The organism is Neobacillus rhizosphaerae (assembly GCF_050477885.1).
GTDB lineage: Bacteria > Bacillota > Bacilli > Bacillales > Cytobacillaceae > Neobacillus > Neobacillus rhizosphaerae_A.
Genome location: NZ_JBCNAC010000067.1, coordinates 62,022 through 79,244, shown reverse-complemented (window position 1 = coordinate 79,244; position 17,223 = coordinate 62,022). Strand labels below are relative to the sequence as shown.

15 protein-coding genes are annotated in these 17,223 nt (G+C 38.7%); all 15 read left to right on the top strand.

Going from position 1 to position 17,223, the window contains the following annotated elements; genetic code table 11:
- Positions 1 to 6 precede the first annotated feature (6 nt).
- Positions 7 to 1,095 carry a BMP family lipoprotein gene (locus tag ABES03_RS09170; protein ID WP_430116988.1) on the top strand — a complete coding sequence of 363 codons (1,089 nt, stop codon included), beginning with the start codon at positions 7 to 9 and terminating at the stop codon, positions 1,093 to 1,095.
- A gap of 211 nt (positions 1,096 to 1,306) precedes the next feature.
- Positions 1,307 to 2,842: an ABC transporter ATP-binding protein gene (locus tag ABES03_RS09165; protein ID WP_430116987.1), complete on the top strand. Its 1,536-nt coding sequence runs from the start codon at positions 1,307 to 1,309 to the stop codon at positions 2,840 to 2,842.
- Positions 2,835 to 3,881 carry an ABC transporter permease gene (locus ABES03_RS09160; RefSeq protein WP_430116986.1) on the top strand — a complete coding sequence of 349 codons (1,047 nt, stop codon included), beginning with the start codon at positions 2,835 to 2,837 and terminating at the stop codon, positions 3,879 to 3,881. Before ABES03_RS09165 ends, ABES03_RS09160 begins: the two co-directional genes overlap by 8 nt.
- Position 3,882: 1 nt before the next feature.
- Positions 3,883 to 4,842, top strand: coding sequence for an ABC transporter permease (locus tag ABES03_RS09155; RefSeq protein ID WP_430116985.1), 960 nt, complete (start codon positions 3,883 to 3,885; stop codon positions 4,840 to 4,842).
- A gap of 272 nt (positions 4,843 to 5,114) precedes the next feature.
- Entirely contained in the window at positions 5,115 to 6,395 is a 1,281-nt protein-coding gene (yfmF, locus tag ABES03_RS09150; RefSeq protein ID WP_430116984.1) for an EF-P 5-aminopentanol modification-associated protein YfmF, read from the top strand.
- Positions 6,395 to 7,687, top strand: coding sequence for an EF-P 5-aminopentanol modification-associated protein YfmH (yfmH, locus tag ABES03_RS09145; RefSeq protein ID WP_430116983.1), 1,293 nt, complete (start codon positions 6,395 to 6,397; stop codon positions 7,685 to 7,687). Before yfmF ends, yfmH begins: the two co-directional genes overlap by 1 nt.
- Before the next feature lie 65 nt (positions 7,688 to 7,752).
- The gene (gene ymfI / locus ABES03_RS09140) at positions 7,753 to 8,475 is read left to right on the top strand and encodes an elongation factor P 5-aminopentanone reductase (RefSeq protein WP_430116982.1); all 723 of its coding nucleotides are present in this window, start codon (positions 7,753 to 7,755) and stop codon (positions 8,473 to 8,475) included.
- A 108-nt stretch (positions 8,476 to 8,583) separates the two neighbouring features.
- Positions 8,584 to 8,841 (top strand): DUF3243 domain-containing protein, encoded by a 258-nt coding sequence (locus ABES03_RS09135; RefSeq protein ID WP_430116981.1) that lies wholly within the window; start codon positions 8,584 to 8,586, stop codon positions 8,839 to 8,841.
- Positions 8,842 to 9,006: 165 nt separating this feature from the next.
- Entirely contained in the window at positions 9,007 to 9,798 is a 792-nt protein-coding gene (locus ABES03_RS09130; protein ID WP_413310143.1) for a DUF3388 domain-containing protein, read from the top strand.
- A gap of 21 nt (positions 9,799 to 9,819) precedes the next feature.
- Positions 9,820 to 10,716 (top strand): helix-turn-helix domain-containing protein, encoded by an 897-nt coding sequence (locus ABES03_RS09125; RefSeq protein WP_430116980.1) that lies wholly within the window; start codon positions 9,820 to 9,822, stop codon positions 10,714 to 10,716.
- A gap of 50 nt (positions 10,717 to 10,766) precedes the next feature.
- Entirely contained in the window at positions 10,767 to 11,351 is a 585-nt protein-coding gene (gene pgsA / locus ABES03_RS09120) for a CDP-diacylglycerol--glycerol-3-phosphate 3-phosphatidyltransferase (RefSeq protein ID WP_430116979.1), read from the top strand.
- A 34-nt stretch (positions 11,352 to 11,385) separates the two neighbouring features.
- Positions 11,386 to 12,639, top strand: a complete 1,254-nt coding sequence (locus ABES03_RS09115) for a competence/damage-inducible protein A (RefSeq protein WP_430117001.1) — start codon at positions 11,386 to 11,388, stop codon at positions 12,637 to 12,639.
- Positions 12,640 to 13,361: 722 nt separating this feature from the next.
- Positions 13,362 to 14,405: a recombinase RecA gene (gene recA / locus ABES03_RS09110; RefSeq protein WP_308080140.1), complete on the top strand. Its 1,044-nt coding sequence runs from the start codon at positions 13,362 to 13,364 to the stop codon at positions 14,403 to 14,405.
- A gap of 314 nt (positions 14,406 to 14,719) precedes the next feature.
- The gene (gene rny / locus ABES03_RS09105) at positions 14,720 to 16,279 is read left to right on the top strand and encodes a ribonuclease Y (RefSeq protein WP_430116978.1); all 1,560 of its coding nucleotides are present in this window, start codon (positions 14,720 to 14,722) and stop codon (positions 16,277 to 16,279) included.
- Between the two features lie 109 nt (positions 16,280 to 16,388).
- On the top strand, positions 16,389 to 17,186 hold the full coding sequence (locus ABES03_RS09100; RefSeq protein WP_430116977.1) for a TIGR00282 family metallophosphoesterase: 798 nt from the start codon (positions 16,389 to 16,391) through the stop codon (positions 17,184 to 17,186).
- The last annotated feature ends 37 nt before the right edge of the window (positions 17,187 to 17,223 follow it).

The window sequence follows — 17,223 nt, the reverse complement described above, 5'->3', positions numbered from 1 at the left end:
AATACCTTGCAAAAGCGTAAAATTGGAATGGCGCTATCTTTAGTTCTTGCTGCTGGAACACTTTTAGGTGCTTGTGGAAAAAGCGATGACACAAGCAAAAACGAAACATCTAAGGGTGGAGAAGAAAAAGGAAAAGCATTCTCTGTTGCGATGGTTACTGACGTCGGTGGTGTTGATGACAAATCATTCAACCAATCAGCATGGGAAGGTCTTCAAAAATTTGGTGCTGACAATGGATTGAAAAAAGGTAAAGGCGGATTTGATTACCTACAATCTAAATCTGATGCAGATTACTCTACAAACTTAAATACTCTTGCTCGTCAAGACTTTGATTTAGTATACGGAATCGGTTTCTTAATGCAAGCTGCAGTAGAAGAAATCGCGAAACAACAAAAAGATTCAAACTTTGCAATCATTGATGCTGAAGTTAAACAGCCAAATGTAGCAAGCGTTCTTTTCAAAGAGCAAGAAGCAGCATTCCTTGCTGGTGTTGCGGCAGCTCTTACAACAAAATCTAACCACATCGGTTTCATCGGTGGTATGGAAATTCCAGTTATCGAGCGTTTCGAATCTGGTTTCTTAGCTGGTGTTAAAGCTGCTAAGCCTGAAGTAAAAGTTGACGTACAATATTCTGGAGCATTTGACAAAGCTGAACTTGGTCAAAATATCGCTTCTAAAATGTACTCTTCTGGCGCAGACGTAATCTTCCACGCAGCTGGTGGTACTGGTAACGGTCTATTCAAAGAAGCTACAGACAGAAAAGCTAAAGACCCTAGCAAAGAAATTTGGGCAATCGGTGTAGACCGTGACCAAAACGACATGGGTCCTGATGTTGTTCTTACTTCTGCACTTAAGCGTGTTGACGTAGCAGTACAAGATTTATCTAAAAAAGCTATGGATGGAAACTTCCCTGGTGGAGAATCAATCCTTTACGGTTTAGCTGAAGATGGCGTTGGCTTAGCACCAATCAACAGCAAAGCTGCTAATAAAGATGCAATCGAAACAGCTGTTAAAGATTGGATCGAAAAAATTAAATCAGGTGCTGTAAAAGTTCCTGGAACACGTGATGAGTTAAAAACTTTTAGCGCAAAATAATTTTTGTTAGGAAAAAGCGGGTTGGAGAAACCCTGCCCGCGTTTTCCTTGATATAGAAACTTAACTGAAGTGTAGAATTGTGTAATTCTACTTTTCATTTAAGATTCTGTAGTGGGGAGGAAATCCCTGTTTTTTTAAAATTCGGAAAGGTCTGACCTCTTACTACTTCTGGTCAATTTTTCCTTTATCATGTCACAGGGAGTGAGAAGAGATGGAATATGTAATTGAAATGCTTAACATCCGTAAAGAGTTTAATGGCTTTGTTGCGAATGATAACATAACTCTTCAATTAAAAAAGGGTGAGATTCACGCATTACTTGGTGAAAATGGTGCCGGGAAATCCACCTTAATGAATGTTCTATTTGGTTTATATCAACCAGAACAGGGTGAAATCCGTGTTAAAGGGAAGCCTGTTAACATTTCTAACCCAAACATCGCAAATGATCTAGGAATTGGAATGGTTCACCAGCACTTTATGTTGGTTGACACTTTCACCGTTACTGAAAACATTATTTTAGGTAGAGAAATTACTTCTGGTGGGCGAATTGATATTAAAAAGGCTGAGCAGCAAGTACGTGAGATCTCAGAACGCTATGGGTTAGCGGTCGATCCTCAAGCAAAAATTTCCGATATTACTGTAGGTATGCAGCAAAGGGTAGAAATTTTAAAAACTCTTTATCGTGGTGCGGAAATTCTTATTTTTGACGAACCAACAGCTGTACTTACACCGCAGGAAATCAAAGAATTAATCCAAATAATGAAAACGCTTATTAAAGAAGGTAAATCTATTATTCTTATTACCCATAAATTGAAAGAGATTATGGAAGTTTCCGATCGTTGTACCGTTATTCGAAAAGGTAAGGGAATTGGAACGGTTACTGTTAGTGAAACCAACCCTAATGAACTTGCAAGCTTAATGGTTGGTCGTGAGGTTGTTTTCAAAACAGAAAAGAAAGAGGCATCTCCTAAACAGGATGTACTTGAAATTAACAATTTGGTAGTTAAAGATCCTCGTGGCGTGACTGTTGTTAATGGTTTGGATCTATCTGTACGTGCTGGAGAGATTGTAGGCATTGCCGGGGTTGATGGTAATGGTCAGTCAGAATTTATTGAGGCAATTACTGGTTTGCGTAAAGCTGAAACCGGAAGTGTGAAATTAAACGGCAAAGAATTGATTAACCAAACGCCAAGACATATTACAGAATCAGGTGTTGGTCATATTCCACAGGACCGTCATAAGCATGGACTAGTATTAAACTTCCCAATCGGCGAAAACATGGTTTTACAGACTTATAATAAAAAACCATTTTCTAAGAACGGAATTTTAAACTTTAAGGAAATTTATAAAAAAGCAAAATCACTAATTAGTGAATTTGATGTTCGTACGCCTAGTGAATACACATTAGCACGTGCACTTTCTGGTGGTAACCAACAAAAGGCGATTATTGGACGTGAAGTTGATCGCAATCCAGACTTACTGATCGCAGCACAGCCTACTCGTGGTTTGGATGTTGGTGCAATTGAATTCATTCATAAACGCTTAATAGAGCAGCGCGATAATGGAAAGGCAGTCTTGCTTGTATCCTTTGAATTAGATGAAATTATGAACGTTAGTGACCGAATTGCGGTTATATACGAGGGGAAAATCGTAGCTATCGTGAATCCGAAGGAAACAAATGAGCAGGAGCTTGGATTATTGATGGCTGGCTCGAATAGAAAGGAAGCGGGTGAAGTAACAAATGTCTAAACGGTTGAGAAGTATTTTAACACCAGTTATTGCCGTCTTATTAGGTATCCTTGTAGGAACAATTATCATGATTGTCAGTGGTTACGATCCAATTGCAGCGTTTACAGCACTATGGAATGGTGCATTTGGAGACATTTATTATATAGGGGAAGTAGTCAGACAATTCACACCATATATTTTAGCTGGTTTAGCCGTTGCTTTTGCCTTCCGAGTTGGTTTATTTAACATCGGTGTTGAAGGGCAATTCTTAGTTGGTTGGCTGGCAGCTGTTTGGGTGGGGGTTGCTTTTGATCTTCCACGTGTGATTCATTTACCGCTTGCTATTTTAGCTGCAATTGTAGCAGGTGCACTTTGGGCATTTATTCCTGGTTTATTAAAAGCGCGTTTCCGTGTTCATGAAGTAATCGTAACCATTATGATGAACTATGTCGCACTTCATGTATCCAACTATATTATTCGTAACGTAATATCACATAAAGGTGATAATACAGGTCCAATTCATAAAACAGCTACATTAAGATCTGAATGGTTAGAAAGTCTAACTGATTATTCACGTCTTCACTGGGGAATTATTCTTGCTATCCTTTCATGTTTTGTTATGTGGTTCTTATTAGAAAGAACAACAAGAGGTTTCGAATTAAGATCTGTAGGATTTAATCAGCATGCTGCACATTACGCTGGTATGAACGTTAATAAGAATATTATTCTTTCTATGTTAATTTCCGGTGCCTTTGCTGGATTAGCTGGTGCAATGGAAGGTCTTGGTACTTTTGAATATGCAGCGGTTAAAGGTGGTTTCTCTGGAGTAGGATTTGACGGTATTGCCGTTGCGTTACTAGGTGGAAATACAGCATTAGGTGTTTTCTTCTCGGCTATTCTGTTCGGTGTTCTAAAAGTAGGAGCATTAAACATGCCTCTTGAAGCAGGCGTTCCTAATGAATTAGTTGATATCATCATTGCATTAATCGTATTCTTTGTTGCATCAAGCTACATCATCAGAGTATTTCTTGACAGACTTAGTAAGAAGGAGGTGAAGTAAGTTGAGTTTAATGGACATCTTAATGATTCTTGTTCCTTCCACATTATTATGGGCAGCTCCACTTGTCTTCACTGCATTAGGCGGTATTTTCTCAGAGCGTTCTGGGGTAGTAAACATCGGACTTGAAGGTTTAATGGTAATTGGAGCATTTACAGCCATTGTGTTCAACTTAACTACTTTTGATACATTTGGTAATGCTACACCGTGGATAGCTTTATTGGTAGCTATGGCTGCTGGAGCTTTCTTCTCATTATTCCATGCGGTTGCGTCTATTACATTCCGTGCTGACCATACCGTATCTGGTGTTGCGATCAACTTATTAGCAACAGGACTTACCCTGTTCCTTGTAAAACTTATTTATGATAAAGGTGAAACTGGTATTATTTCTAAAGGCTTTAGTAAAATTGATATTCCTGTGTTAAAAGACATTCCGGTTATTGGAAAAATCTTTTTCCAAGACACCTATTGGACTTCTTTCCTAGCAATTCTTGTTGCCATTATTGTATGGTATGTTGTTTTCAAAACTCCATTTGGTCTTCGTCTTCGTTCTGTTGGTGAACACCCAATGGCAGCTGACACAATGGGTATTAATGTAACAAAAATGCGTTACCTAGGTGTTATCCTTTCTGGAGCACTTGGTGGTCTAGGCGGTGGAGTGTACGCACAATCCATCACTTCTAACTTCAGCCACTCTACTATCAGTGGTCAAGGTTTCATGGCGTTAGCAGCAATGATTTTCGGTAAATGGCATCCACTTGGCGCCTTAGGAGCAGCAATCTTCTTTGGTTTCGCCCAAAGTATCAGTATCATTGGATCAAGTTTACCTTTCTTAAAGGAAATTCCAAGCGTATACTTGCTAATCGCTCCTTACGTATTAACTATCTTAGCTCTAACTGGATTCATCGGTCGTGCCGATGCACCAAAAGCAGTTGGTACTCACTATGTCAAAGGTAGCCGTTAATAAAAACCATAGAAAAAGCTCTCAGTTACCAACTGGGAGCTTTTTTGTTTATAGCTGTGTTAAAGAGCATTGTTGAATTTTTAACACCCTGTTGATTGGAGCGGAAATCAACAGGCAAGTTAACAGATTTGTTTTTAATAAACCCATTTACTTGTATAAAACAAGCATGTCAAATTATAGTAATAAGTATAGGTTTTATTACAAAGGAAAAGATATAAAGAAAAATGTTTACATATTGTTATATATGACCTTTTTTGACAAGGAGGATGTTAATGGACGCTATTGCCGAAAAAATAACAGAAATGCAAGGGTATAAACTACATGTAATTGAAACGGATAAATACAAAACCAATACATTCGTTTGGAAAATGAAAGCTTTACTAACAAAAGAAGATGTAACGAAAAGGGCCCTTCTTCCCCAGGTATTACAAAGTAGTTCAGCAAAATATCCATCTACGACTGCACTCCGCTCTTATTTAGATGAATTATATGGAGCAACCCTTTTTGTAGATTTAGCCAAAAAAGGTGAATACCAGGTAATCAGTTTTTCTTTAGAAATAGCTAATGAAAAGTTTCTTAGTGACCCAAGCCCATTATTGAAGAAAGGGTTTGAGCTGCTTGCAGAGATTTTAACTAAACCAAATATTACTAGTAATGCGTTTGACAGTGAAACAGTAGAAAAAGAAAAGCGATCACTTAAACAACGAATACAATCAGTTTTTGATGATAAAATGCGCTATTCGAATGTCCGCTTGTTACAGGAAATGTGTAAAGATGAACCATACGCTTTAGAGGTTAACGGAGAAGCGGCAGATGTGGATAGCATTACTGCTGAGAATTTATATGAATACTTTAAAAGCGCATTTTTAGAAGATGAAATGGATCTGTACGTGATTGGTGATGTAAAAGAGGAAGATGTAAAAAAACTTTGTTCTGAACTGCTCCAATTTGAGAGCCGCACCCCAAAAAGAGTAGAACAGCAAAGCGTTAATAAAAGATCCGAGGTCAATGAGGTAAAAGAAGAGCAGGATGTCAAACAAGGGAAACTAAATATCGGTTATCGCACAAATATTGTTTATGGCGATCAAGATTATTTTGCTCTTCAGGTTTTCAATGGTATTTTCGGAGGGTTTTCACACTCGAAATTATTTATAAATGTGCGTGAAAAGGCAAGCCTGGCCTATTATGCTGCCAGCCGTTTAGAAAGCCATAAAGGTTTAATGATGGTCATGTCTGGAATAGATTTGAAAAACTATGATCAAGCCATAAGAATTATCAACGAGCAAATGGAGGCAATGAAAAAGGGTGATTTCACTGATCAAGAGTTGGAGCAAACCAAGGCGGTCATAAGAAATCAAATTTTAGAAACCATTGATACCTCTCGTGGTTTAACGGAAATCCTATATCATAATGTTGTTGCTCATACTGATATTAAACTAGATACATGGCTAACGAAAATGGATAAAACAACAAAAGAAGAAATTGTTGCAGTTGCAAATAAAATCGACCTAGATACAATTTATTTTTTAACGGGAATGGAGGCGGGCAAATAATGGAGAAGATTAACTTTGACCAACTTCAAGAAGAACTGTACCATGAAAAAATGTCCAATGGCCTCAACGTCTATATTTTACCAAAGAATGGCTTTAATAAAACGTATGCGACCTTTACCACAAAATATGGTTCTATAGATAATACTTTTATTCCATTGGGAAAAGACGAATACGTAAAGGTACCAGATGGAATCGCTCACTTTTTGGAGCATAAACTTTTTGAGAAAGAGGATGGGGACGTATTTCAGCAATTTAGTCGTCAAGGGGCTTCTGCAAATGCATTTACCTCTTTTACAAGAACCGCCTATTTGTTTTCTAGCACATCTGATGTGGAAAAGAATCTCGAAACATTGATTGATTTTGTTCAAGAACCTTATTTTTCTGAGAAAACGGTTGAAAAAGAAAAAGGGATTATTGGACAGGAAATCACGATGTATGATGACAATCCTGATTGGCGTCTATACTTTGGTTTGATTCAAAATCTATATCAAAATCATCCGGTAAAAATTGATATAGCAGGAACAATTGAATCCATTTCTCATATTACAAAGGATTGGTTATACGAGTGTTATAATACATTTTATCATCCGAGTAATATGCTGTTGTTTATTGTTGGACCAGTGGACCCTGAAAAGATAATGAATCAAGTAAGGGAAAATCAGTCGAAGAAGGATTATAACGATCAGCCAGAAATCAAACGTAAATTTGAAGAAGAACCAACCCAAGCAGCTGAAAAAAAGCAAGTGCTTGAAATGAATGTACAAACTTCAAAAGCATTAGTAGGAATCAAAGCCCTCCATGTGGATCAAATGGGAGAGGCAATGCTAAAAAATGAATTATCGATGAATGTTCTGCTTGATTTGCTGTTCGGAAAAAGCTCTGAAAACTATAATCAGCTCTATAGTGAGGGGTTGATTGATGAAACGTTCTCTTTCGACTATACACAAGAACAAGGTTTTGGCTTTGCAATGGTTGGTGGGGACACGAGAGAACCGGATCAGCTCGCTGAGAGATTAGAAAAGATGTTACTGGATGCAAAAAAGAATAGTTCCATTACTGAGGAGCAGTTGGCAAGGGCTAAAAAGAAAAAAATTGGTACCTTTTTACGAGCAGTCAACTCACCAGAATATATTGCCAATCAATTCACTAGATATGCATTTAATGATATGAATTTATTCGATGTCGTTCCAACACTAGAAAAAATTACGCTACAGGATGTTCAATCATTAGCAGCAGAAGTCATTTCAGAGGAACGTTTTTCTGTATGTCAGGTCGTTCCAAAGAAAAAATAAAGGAAGAAGCGTCGTTTAGGCGGCGCTTTTTCTCCGTGTTATTACATAGAGAGAGTGATTATAAAATGAAAAAATATGCACTCATTACGGGAGCAAGCGGTGGCATAGGACAAGCGGTTGCTTGTAGGTTAGCAGCTGAAGGGTATCATTTGTATGTACATTATAATAAGAATAGTGATTCTATAAGTGAGTTAATGAAGAAGCTTGAACAATTTGGCGGGGAGTATATGCCCATTCAGGCAGACTTATCAAATTCATCGGGCTATAAGACAATCTCTTCACAAATTTTTTCTTTAGATGCCATCATTCATTGTAGCGGGAATAGTCATTATGGGCTTCTTATGGACATGGAGCTGGAGGATGCACAAGCATTGATGAATGTGCACGTCCTAAATCCAATAATGCTTACCAAGGAAATGCTGCCGAAATTTTTACATAAAGGGTCTGGAAATATTGTATTTATTTCATCAATTTGGGGTCAAACGGGTGCGGCGTGTGAAGTGGTTTATTCAGCTGCGAAGGGTGCACAAGTTGCCTTTGTGAAAGCCCTCAGTAAGGAAGTGGCTTTAAATGGGATTCGAGTGAATGCGATTGCTCCTGGAGCAGTGGCAACGCCTATGATGAAAGGTTTTAATACGGAAGAAATGGAGGAATTGTGTGAAGAAATCCCTATGGGTAGACTAGGGCTGCCTGAAGAAATAGCAGGAACAGTCATATTCTTGATGTCCAAAGATTCCTCTTATATCACTGGACAAGTACTTTCCGTTAACGGAGGCTGGTATACATAAATATACATTGTTTATTGTAATCGGTAATAAAATTCACATGTTATTCATGTATAGGACACACCTCTTCTTCGCAAAATAACCTTGTACTATTTTAAAGGAGGTAATGTCATGTCAGTTTTAGATAACTGGAAACAATGGGAAGATTTTTTAGCTGATCGCCTTCATCATGCACAAAATGAAGGTATGAGTGAAGGGGCTGTCAGTAACTTAGCTTTTCAAATTGGTGACTATTTATCAAAGCAAGTTGAACCAAAAAATGAGCAAGAAAGAATGCTTGCAGACCTTTGGTCAGTTGCTGATAAAGATGAACAGCAGGCTATTGCCAACATGATGGTTAAACTTATTCAAAATAACGGAAGCCGCTAGAAGAGAGGAGAGTTATCCTCTCTTTTTTTTTGGAATTTCCTATGTTACATATAAATAGGGCATTATCTTTGTTTTTTCTTTCATCTTTATTCAAAATCATTTATTATAGGGGTTAGATGATTAGTTGTGAAAAAAATGTCGAAACTTCTTAGTAGGGGGTTTTTTATAATGAAAAAAGAATGGTATTTAGAGTATGAGATTCAAAAAAACCGCCCTGGACTTTTGGGGGATATTTCATCCTTATTGGGAATGCTCTCAATTAATATTGTAACTATTAATGGTGTGGATGAAGGAAGACGCGGACTTCTCATTCTTGCAAAAGATGACGATCAAATTAAACGACTTGAGTCAATTTTACATACAATGGACACAATAAAAGTGATTAAACTAAGAGAACCAAAACTAAGAGACAGATTAGCTGTTAGACATGGCCGTTATATCCAAAGAGATGCAGACGATAAAAAAACCTTTCGCTTTGTAAGAGATGAACTTGGATTATTAGTTGATTTTATGGCAGAATTGTTTAAGCAAGAAGGACATAAGCTAATTGGAATTAGAGGAATGCCGCGAGTAGGCAAAACGGAATCACTGGTAGCAGCAAGCGTCTGTGCAAATAAACGTTGGTTATTTGTGTCATCTACTCTTCTAAAACAAACTATTCGCAATCAACTAATTGAAGATGAGTACAATGAAAACAACCTTTTCATTCTAGATGGAATTGTTTCAACCAGACGTGCAAATGAGCGGCACTGGCAGCTTGTCCGTGAAATCATGCGCTTACCTTCAGTAAAAGTAATTGAGCATCCGGATATTTTTGTACAAAATTCTGAGTATACCCTTGATGATTTTGACTATATTATCGAACTCAGGAACGATGCTGAAGAAGAGATTACTTACGAGGTTGTTGATCAACATAATATGTTCTCCGGATCAGATTTTGGAGATTTTGATTTTTAATAAATTGGAAGGTGTTAACACTTGACTGAATTAGGGAATCGACTAAAAGAAGCTCGATTAGCCAAAGGATTTAGCTTGGATGATGTACAATCCATGACAAAAATTCAAAAGCGTTATTTAATTGGTATAGAAGAAGGAAATTATGCAAGCATGCCCGGAAATTTTTATGTTCGTGCATTCATAAAGCAATACTCTGAGGCTCTAGGTCTTAATTCTGACGAAATATTTGAGACCTATAAAAGTGAAATTCCGGCTGTTTACAATGATGAGTTACCTAAGCAGTTATCGAGAGTAAAGACACACAAAACGATTAATGAAGGTAATTCGAAAATTTTGAATCTACTTCCGAAAATATTAATTGGGGTGTTTGTGGTTGGTCTGGCAAGTCTTATATATGTTCTAGTAACAAATCATGCTGGGAGTGATTCCAATGAATCACTTAGTAAAGAAAATGATCCAGTAAAATACGTCAAGTCTGAGAATCTTGAAAAAGCAAAAGAAGCTGAGAAGAAAGAAAAAGAGAAAGAGGAGGAGACCGCTAAGCAGAAAGAGGAAGAAAAAGCTCCCGAAGTGGTCACTCCGACCCAAGAACTATCTGTCGTGCAAAGTGCTGGTCGCGATACGACCTATGAATTGAAAAATGCGGATAAATTTGTTGTGAAGTTAGTTGCTAAAGGCGGAGCTGCCTGGGTTAGTGTTAAAAACGGGAAGGGGAGAACCTTCTACTCGGACACTCTTAAACCTGATGGGACCTCAAGTCAAACTGTGGATTTATCAGCTGAAACTTTGGCGAACATCAGGGTCGGCAATGCAGCTAACACTGAAATTTATATTAATGACCAAAAGCTTGAGTACGCCATTCCAGCAACAGCAAATGTTCAGAATATCAAGATTCAACATGTTCTGAAAAGCGAATAGTCATCAATCGATGACTATTTTCGCTTTCAATAACTACGCGGAGGAAAATTATGAATATTCCAAACAGAATTACAGTATCAAGAATATTATTAATTCCACTATTCTTGATTATTATGCTTGCACCTTTTGATTGGGGTGACATGCACTTATTCGGTGTAGAAATGCCAGTTACTCACTTTGTAGGAGCACTAATCTTCATTTTAGCTTCAACAACAGATTGGGTGGATGGTCATTATGCCCGTAAGTATAACATGGTAACAAATATGGGGAAATTTCTTGACCCTCTGGCAGATAAATTACTAGTTTCAGCTGCTTTAATTGTTCTTGTTGAATTAAATGATGTTTACGCCCCTTCATGGATTGTCATCATTATTATCAGTAGGGAATTTGCTGTAACAGGGCTGCGACTTTTACTTGCAGGTGAAGGTGAGGTAGTTGCAGCGAATATGCTAGGCAAAATTAAAACGTGGGCACAAATCGTCTCTATTTCAACTATCCTATTACATAATACTATTTTTGAATTGATCAACTTCCGATTTGATATAGTATCCTTATGGGTAGCACTTATTTTTACTATTTGGTCTGGATGGGATTATTTCGCAAAAAATAGTCATGTCTTAAAGAATTCTAAATAGATAATAATTTACTGGTAAAGAGGGCGAGAGTATGTTGAGTGCTGAAATTATTGCAGTTGGTTCCGAGTTGTTACTCGGTCAGATTGTGAATACGAATGCCCGCTTTATATCGCAACAGTTGGCGGGACTGGGTATTAATGTTTTTTATCATACTGTAGTTGGTGATAACCCCGACAGATTGAAGTCGGCGATCGAAATAGCAGAAAATCGTTCCAAGATCATTATCTTTACTGGGGGCTTAGGACCAACAAAGGATGATTTAACGAAGGAAACCATTGCTCGTCATCTCGGTAAACAATTAATTATGGATGAAGTAGCGTTGGAATCAATTGAGCTTTTCTTTAAGCGGACAAACCGTGTGATGACTGAAAATAACCGCAAGCAAGCACTTATATTAGAAGGGTCCCAAGTCCTACCGAATGATCATGGGATGGCTCCAGGAATGGTTGTGAGTGGTGAAAGCCATACTTATATGCTTCTGCCGGGTCCACCTAAGGAAATGGAACCGATGTTTCTTCATTATGGGGCAAAGGCACTTTCATCAAAGGCTCAGTCGAATGAGAAAATTGTTTCAAGAGTTCTGCGGTTTTTCGGTATCGGGGAAGCCGCATTGGAAACTGAGATTATGGATTTGATCGATGCCCAAAGCAACCCAACGATTGCGCCACTTGCAGGGGATGGAGAGGTTACATTACGTCTGACTGCAAAACATACGGATGAGAATATGGCTCTTACTATGCTTGATGATGTAGAAGCTAAGATTTCTCAACGTGTCGGAGAGTTTCTGTATGGCTATGATAATACTTCCTTATTGGCTGAACTGGCAAAAGTGTTGAAGGACAGAAAACTTACGATTACAGCTGCTGAGAGTTTAACGGGAGGCATGTTCCAGCAGGAGTTAACTTCCATTTCAGGTGCGAGCTCAGTATTTAAAGGCGGAGTGGTTTGTTATTCAAATGAGGTAAAGAATCAGGTCTTACAAGTGAAACAGGAAACGTTAGATAAGCATGGCGCTGTAAGTGAACAATGTGCACATGAATTAGCTGAAAATGCTGCAAGGATTTTTGGTACGGATATCGGGATCAGTTTTACGGGTGTTGCTGGCCCGTCTGAGGTGGAAGGAAAGCCTGTAGGTACCGTTTATATTGGAATGGCTATGGAAGGGATGCCAACGAGGGTTGAAAAGCTTACGCTTGGCGGAACGAGGGAAGCGATTCGAAACCGTTCGGTGAAATATGGCAGCTACTTTATATTGCGTAATTTAAAAGAGTCACAGAATACTAAATAGTGTTCTGTGATTTTTTTCTTAAATTATGCTTTATATAGTCTATACGACTAGAAACTAGAAGGAGCAAGTGACGGTGGAGTTGATTTGATTACGTAGAAGCAGTTTACGATCTACGAGACCTAACCGTAGGGAAAAAAGAGGAAGCGGTCATGTAGAAGCAGTCTATGAGCCCGAACATAGGAAAAGAAAGAGGAAACGGTCACGTAGAAGCAGTCTATGAGCCCGAGCTATGGGGAAAAAAGAGGGATCGGTCACGTAGAAGCAGTCTACGAGCCCGAATAGGGGAAAAGAAAGAGGGATCGGTCACGTAGAAGCAGTCTATGAGCCCGAACAGAGGAAAAGAAAGAGGAATCGGTCACGTAGAAGCAGTCTACGAGCCCGAATAGGGGAAAAGAGAGAGGAAGCGATCACGTAGAAGCAGTCTACGAGCCCGAGCAGACGAAAAGAAAGAAGAACCGGTCATATAGAACAAGAATCTAACAATTAATCTCAAAAAAGATTTCTGACAATTAACCCAAATTCCATTTAAAAGCTGAGATTTATACCTATTCATACAAAAAGTAGGGGGATATGCTATTTAGTACATAAATAGTACATAGAAAATAATCGAATAAATGTTCGTTTTTTTGCTCGACAAATACCTAAAAAGAAGGTATATTATTTATAGGTTATTAATCGATAGATTTTAAGTATGTGTTTATATATAAGGGAGGAAAAGATTCGTGAGCGATCGTAAAGCGGCATTAGAAATGGCGTTAAAACAAATTGAAAAGCAATTTGGTAAAGGTTCCATCATGAAGATGGGAGAGAAAACTGATACAAGGATTCTTACGAGTCCGAGTGGGTCATTAGCACTTGATGCCGCACTTGGAGTAGGTGGATATCCAAGAGGCCGTATAATTGAAGTTTATGGCCCTGAGAGCTCAGGTAAAACAACTGTTGCTTTGCATGCAATTGCAGAAGTACAAGCAAAAGGTGGACAAGCAGCGTTTATTGACGCTGAGCATGCTTTAGACCCAGCATATGCACAAAAATTGGGTGTTAATATTGATGAGTTATTGTTATCGCAGCCTGATACGGGTGAACAAGCACTTGAAATTGCAGAGGCACTTGTTCGAAGCGGTGCAATTGATATTCTTGTAGTGGACTCAGTAGCAGCATTAGTACCAAAGGCTGAAATTGAAGGTGAAATGGGAGATTCTCACGTTGGTTTACAAGCTCGTTTGATGTCTCAAGCACTGCGAAAACTATCTGGTTCCATTAACAAATCAAAGACGATTGCTATCTTTATTAACCAAATCCGTGAAAAAATTGGAATCATGTTTGGTAATCCCGAGACGACACCAGGTGGACGCGCATTAAAATTCTATTCCACTGTCCGTATTGAAGTTCGTCGTGCAGAGGCGTTAAAGCAGGGAAATGATATCGTTGGTAATAAAACAAAGATAAAGATTGTTAAGAATAAAGTTGCTCCTCCTTTCCGTACGGCAGAAGTAGACATTATGTATGGAGAAGGTATTTCTAAAGAGGGTGAAATCATCGATTTAGGCTCCGAACTAGATATCGTTCAGAAGAGCGGTTCATGGTATTCCTATAACGATGAAAGACTAGGTCAGGGCCGTGAAAATGCCAAACTTTTCTTAAAAGAAAACCCTGATGTCCGTCTTGAAATTCAACAAAAAATCCGTGAGCACTACGGCTTAGATGGTGAAAAGTTCGTGACGGAAGTAGAAGAAGAAGAGGAATTTAATTTACTAGATAATTAAAAGAGCAAAGCCCCTTTGGGTTTTGTTTTTTTGACAATATCTGTATTTTTATGAAAATAAATAAATAATCATTCATTTGGACACAGTGCATTCTGAGAAAAGCTGATGACGAATTCTAAATATTTAAAAAAGCCTAGGAGACTAAGCCTTGACAATGAATATTCACAGCTTTACAATTAACATGTATATTTTACATTTTTGGTAATATTACAATTTGAAAAGCCTTGGTGCTTGCTGTATGTTGAGTCTAAACAATGTACATGCCGACACTTAAAAAAATGTAACAAAAGTTCATAGCAAGAGGAGGTGTAACGATGGACCTAATTACTATCATCTCCATTTTGCTTGGCCTTATCGTCGGTGCCGTTGTTGGCTATTTTGTTCATAAATCCATTGCAGAAGCAAAAGTAGCTGGTGCAAAGAATGCTGCTGAGCAGATTCTTGAAGATGCTAAACGTGATGCTGATTCATTGAAAAAAGAAGCTTTGCTGGAAGCAAAGGATGAAATTCACAAGCTTCGAACAGAAGCAGAGCGTGAGGTTCGTGAACGAAGAAATGAAATGCAAAAACAAGAAAACCGTTTACTGCAAAGAGAAGAGAATTTAGATCGAAAAGAGGAAACGTTAAACAAGCGTGAAAATCTTTTAGAAAAGAAGGATGATTCTCTAAACCAAAGACAACAGCATATTGAAGAGATGGAAAGCAAAGTGGACGAGTTGGTAAGAACACAACAAACTGAACTCGAACGGATTTCGAGCTTAACACGTGAGGAAGCTAAAACGATCATTATTGACAAGATGGAGCAGGAACTTGTCTACGACACTGCAATAATGATTAAGGAAAGCGAAAATCGTGCAAAAGAGGAAGCTGATAAGAAAGCGAAAGAAATCCTTTCGCTAGCAATCCAACGTTGCGCTGCTGACCATGTTGCGGAGACGACTGTATCAGTCGTTAACTTTCCAAATGACGAAATGAAGGGCCGGATTATTGGCCGTGAAGGACGAAATATCCGTACACTTGAAACATTAACTGGAATTGATTTGATTATTGATGATACTCCTGAAGCTGTTATTCTATCAGGCTTTGATCCTATTCGTCGAGAGACAGCCCGCTTAGCACTAGAAAAACTAGTTCAAGATGGCCGAATCCATCCTGCACGTATTGAGGAAATGGTAGAAAAATCTCGTCGCGAAGTGGATGAGTATATTCGTGAAGTCGGTGAGCAGACCACTTTTGAAGTGGGTGTACACGGACTCCATCCAGATCTTATTAAAATTCTTGGTCGCTTAAAGTTCCGTACAAGCTACGGTCAAAACGTATTAAAGCATTCAATGGAAGTGGCACAGCTTTCTGGTCTACTTGCTGCTGAGCTTGGACAAGATGAAACTCTAGCTCGTCGTGCAGGATTGCTTCACGATATTGGTAAAGCAATTGATCATGAAGTGGAAGGTAGCCACGTAGAAATTGGGGTTGAACTGGCAACCAAATACAAAGAACATCCAGTTGTTATTAATAGTATTGCGTCACACCATGGTGATACAGAGCCAACATCCATTATCGCCGTACTGGTTGCCGCTGCTGATGCATTGTCAGCTGCTAGGCCAGGTGCACGTAGTGAAACTCTTGAAAACTATATCCGCCGCCTTGAAAAGCTGGAGGAGATTTCTGAATCCTATGAGGGAGTTGAGAAATCCTTTGCGATACAGGCTGGTCGTGAAGTACGTATTATTGTAAGACCAGATGCAGTTGATGATCTTGCTGCTCATCGATTAGCTCGAGATATTCGTAAGCGAATTGAAGAAGAGCTAGATTATCCTGGACATATTAAAGTTACAGTTATTCGTGAAACACGGGCTGTAGAATACGCAAAATAAAGCGGTGCATTTGCACCGCTTTATTTATTGGGTTAACCGGAGATTAAATTCGTTTTGATTGTGTTACAATTGAAACAACTACAATTACTTATTGACGAAAGGAAACATAATGAATTTACTTTTTATCGGAGATGTCGTCGGCTCACCAGGCCGGGACATGGTTAAGGAATATTTACCAAAACTAAAAGAGAAATTCCGACCAACCTTTACCATAATCAATGGGGAAAATGCTGCCGGAGGCAAAGGGATTACAGAAAAAATCTATCGTGAATTTTTAGGGTATGGGGCACAGGCTGTTACACTTGGAAACCATGCATGGGATAATCGGGAAATTTTTGAGTTTATCGGTTCAGCGAAAAATATGGTAAGACCAGCGAATTTTCCAGAAGGTACACCGGGGCAAGGGATGGCTTTTTTTAAAGTTAATGAGATTGAGATTGCAGTCATAAATCTCCAAGGAAGAACCTTTATGGCGCCATTAGATTGTCCCTTCAAAAAAGCTGATGAGTTAGTTGAAAAAGCGAGGGAAAGAACCCCATTTATCTTTGTTGATTTCCATGCAGAAGTGACGAGTGAAAAACAAGCCATGGGGTGGTACTTAGATGGAAGAGTATCAGCAGTTGTTGGAACCCACACACACGTCCAAACAGCAGATAGCCGGATTCTACCTGCTGGTACTGGGTATCTATCAGATGTAGGAATGACGGGTCCGTATGACGGCATATTAGGTGTTGAAAGAGATGCTGTACTCAAAAGGTTCCTTACCAGCCTTCCAGTCCGTTTTGAAGTACCTACGGCGGGTAGAAACCAGTTAAGCGCTGTTTACATCGAACTAGATCGAAAAACAGGATTGACGAAAAAAATCAGTCCTATTTTAATAAACGATGACCATCCGTTTTATTCGTAAGAGCAAAAGAATCTCTTTTGCTCTTTTTTTGTGGGAA

Excerpts from the sequence above, each read along its gene's own strand:
- ymfI (WP_430116982.1), top strand. The coding sequence starts at position 7,753 with ATGAAAAAATATGCACTCATTACGGGAGCAAGCGGTGGCATAGGACAA.
- ABES03_RS09100 (WP_430116977.1), top strand. The coding sequence starts at position 16,389 with ATGAATTTACTTTTTATCGGAGATGTCGTCGGCTCACCAGGCCGGGAC.
- yfmH (WP_430116983.1), top strand. The coding sequence starts at position 6,395 with ATGGAGAAGATTAACTTTGACCAACTTCAAGAAGAACTGTACCATGAA.
- pgsA (WP_430116979.1), top strand. The coding sequence starts at position 10,767 with ATGAATATTCCAAACAGAATTACAGTATCAAGAATATTATTAATTCCA.
- yfmF (WP_430116984.1), top strand. The coding sequence starts at position 5,115 with ATGGACGCTATTGCCGAAAAAATAACAGAAATGCAAGGGTATAAACTA.
- ABES03_RS09160 (WP_430116986.1), top strand. The coding sequence starts at position 2,835 with ATGTCTAAACGGTTGAGAAGTATTTTAACACCAGTTATTGCCGTCTTA.
- ABES03_RS09165 (WP_430116987.1), top strand. The coding sequence starts at position 1,307 with ATGGAATATGTAATTGAAATGCTTAACATCCGTAAAGAGTTTAATGGC.
- rny (WP_430116978.1), top strand. The coding sequence starts at position 14,720 with ATGGACCTAATTACTATCATCTCCATTTTGCTTGGCCTTATCGTCGGT.
- ABES03_RS09135 (WP_430116981.1), top strand. The coding sequence starts at position 8,584 with ATGTCAGTTTTAGATAACTGGAAACAATGGGAAGATTTTTTAGCTGAT.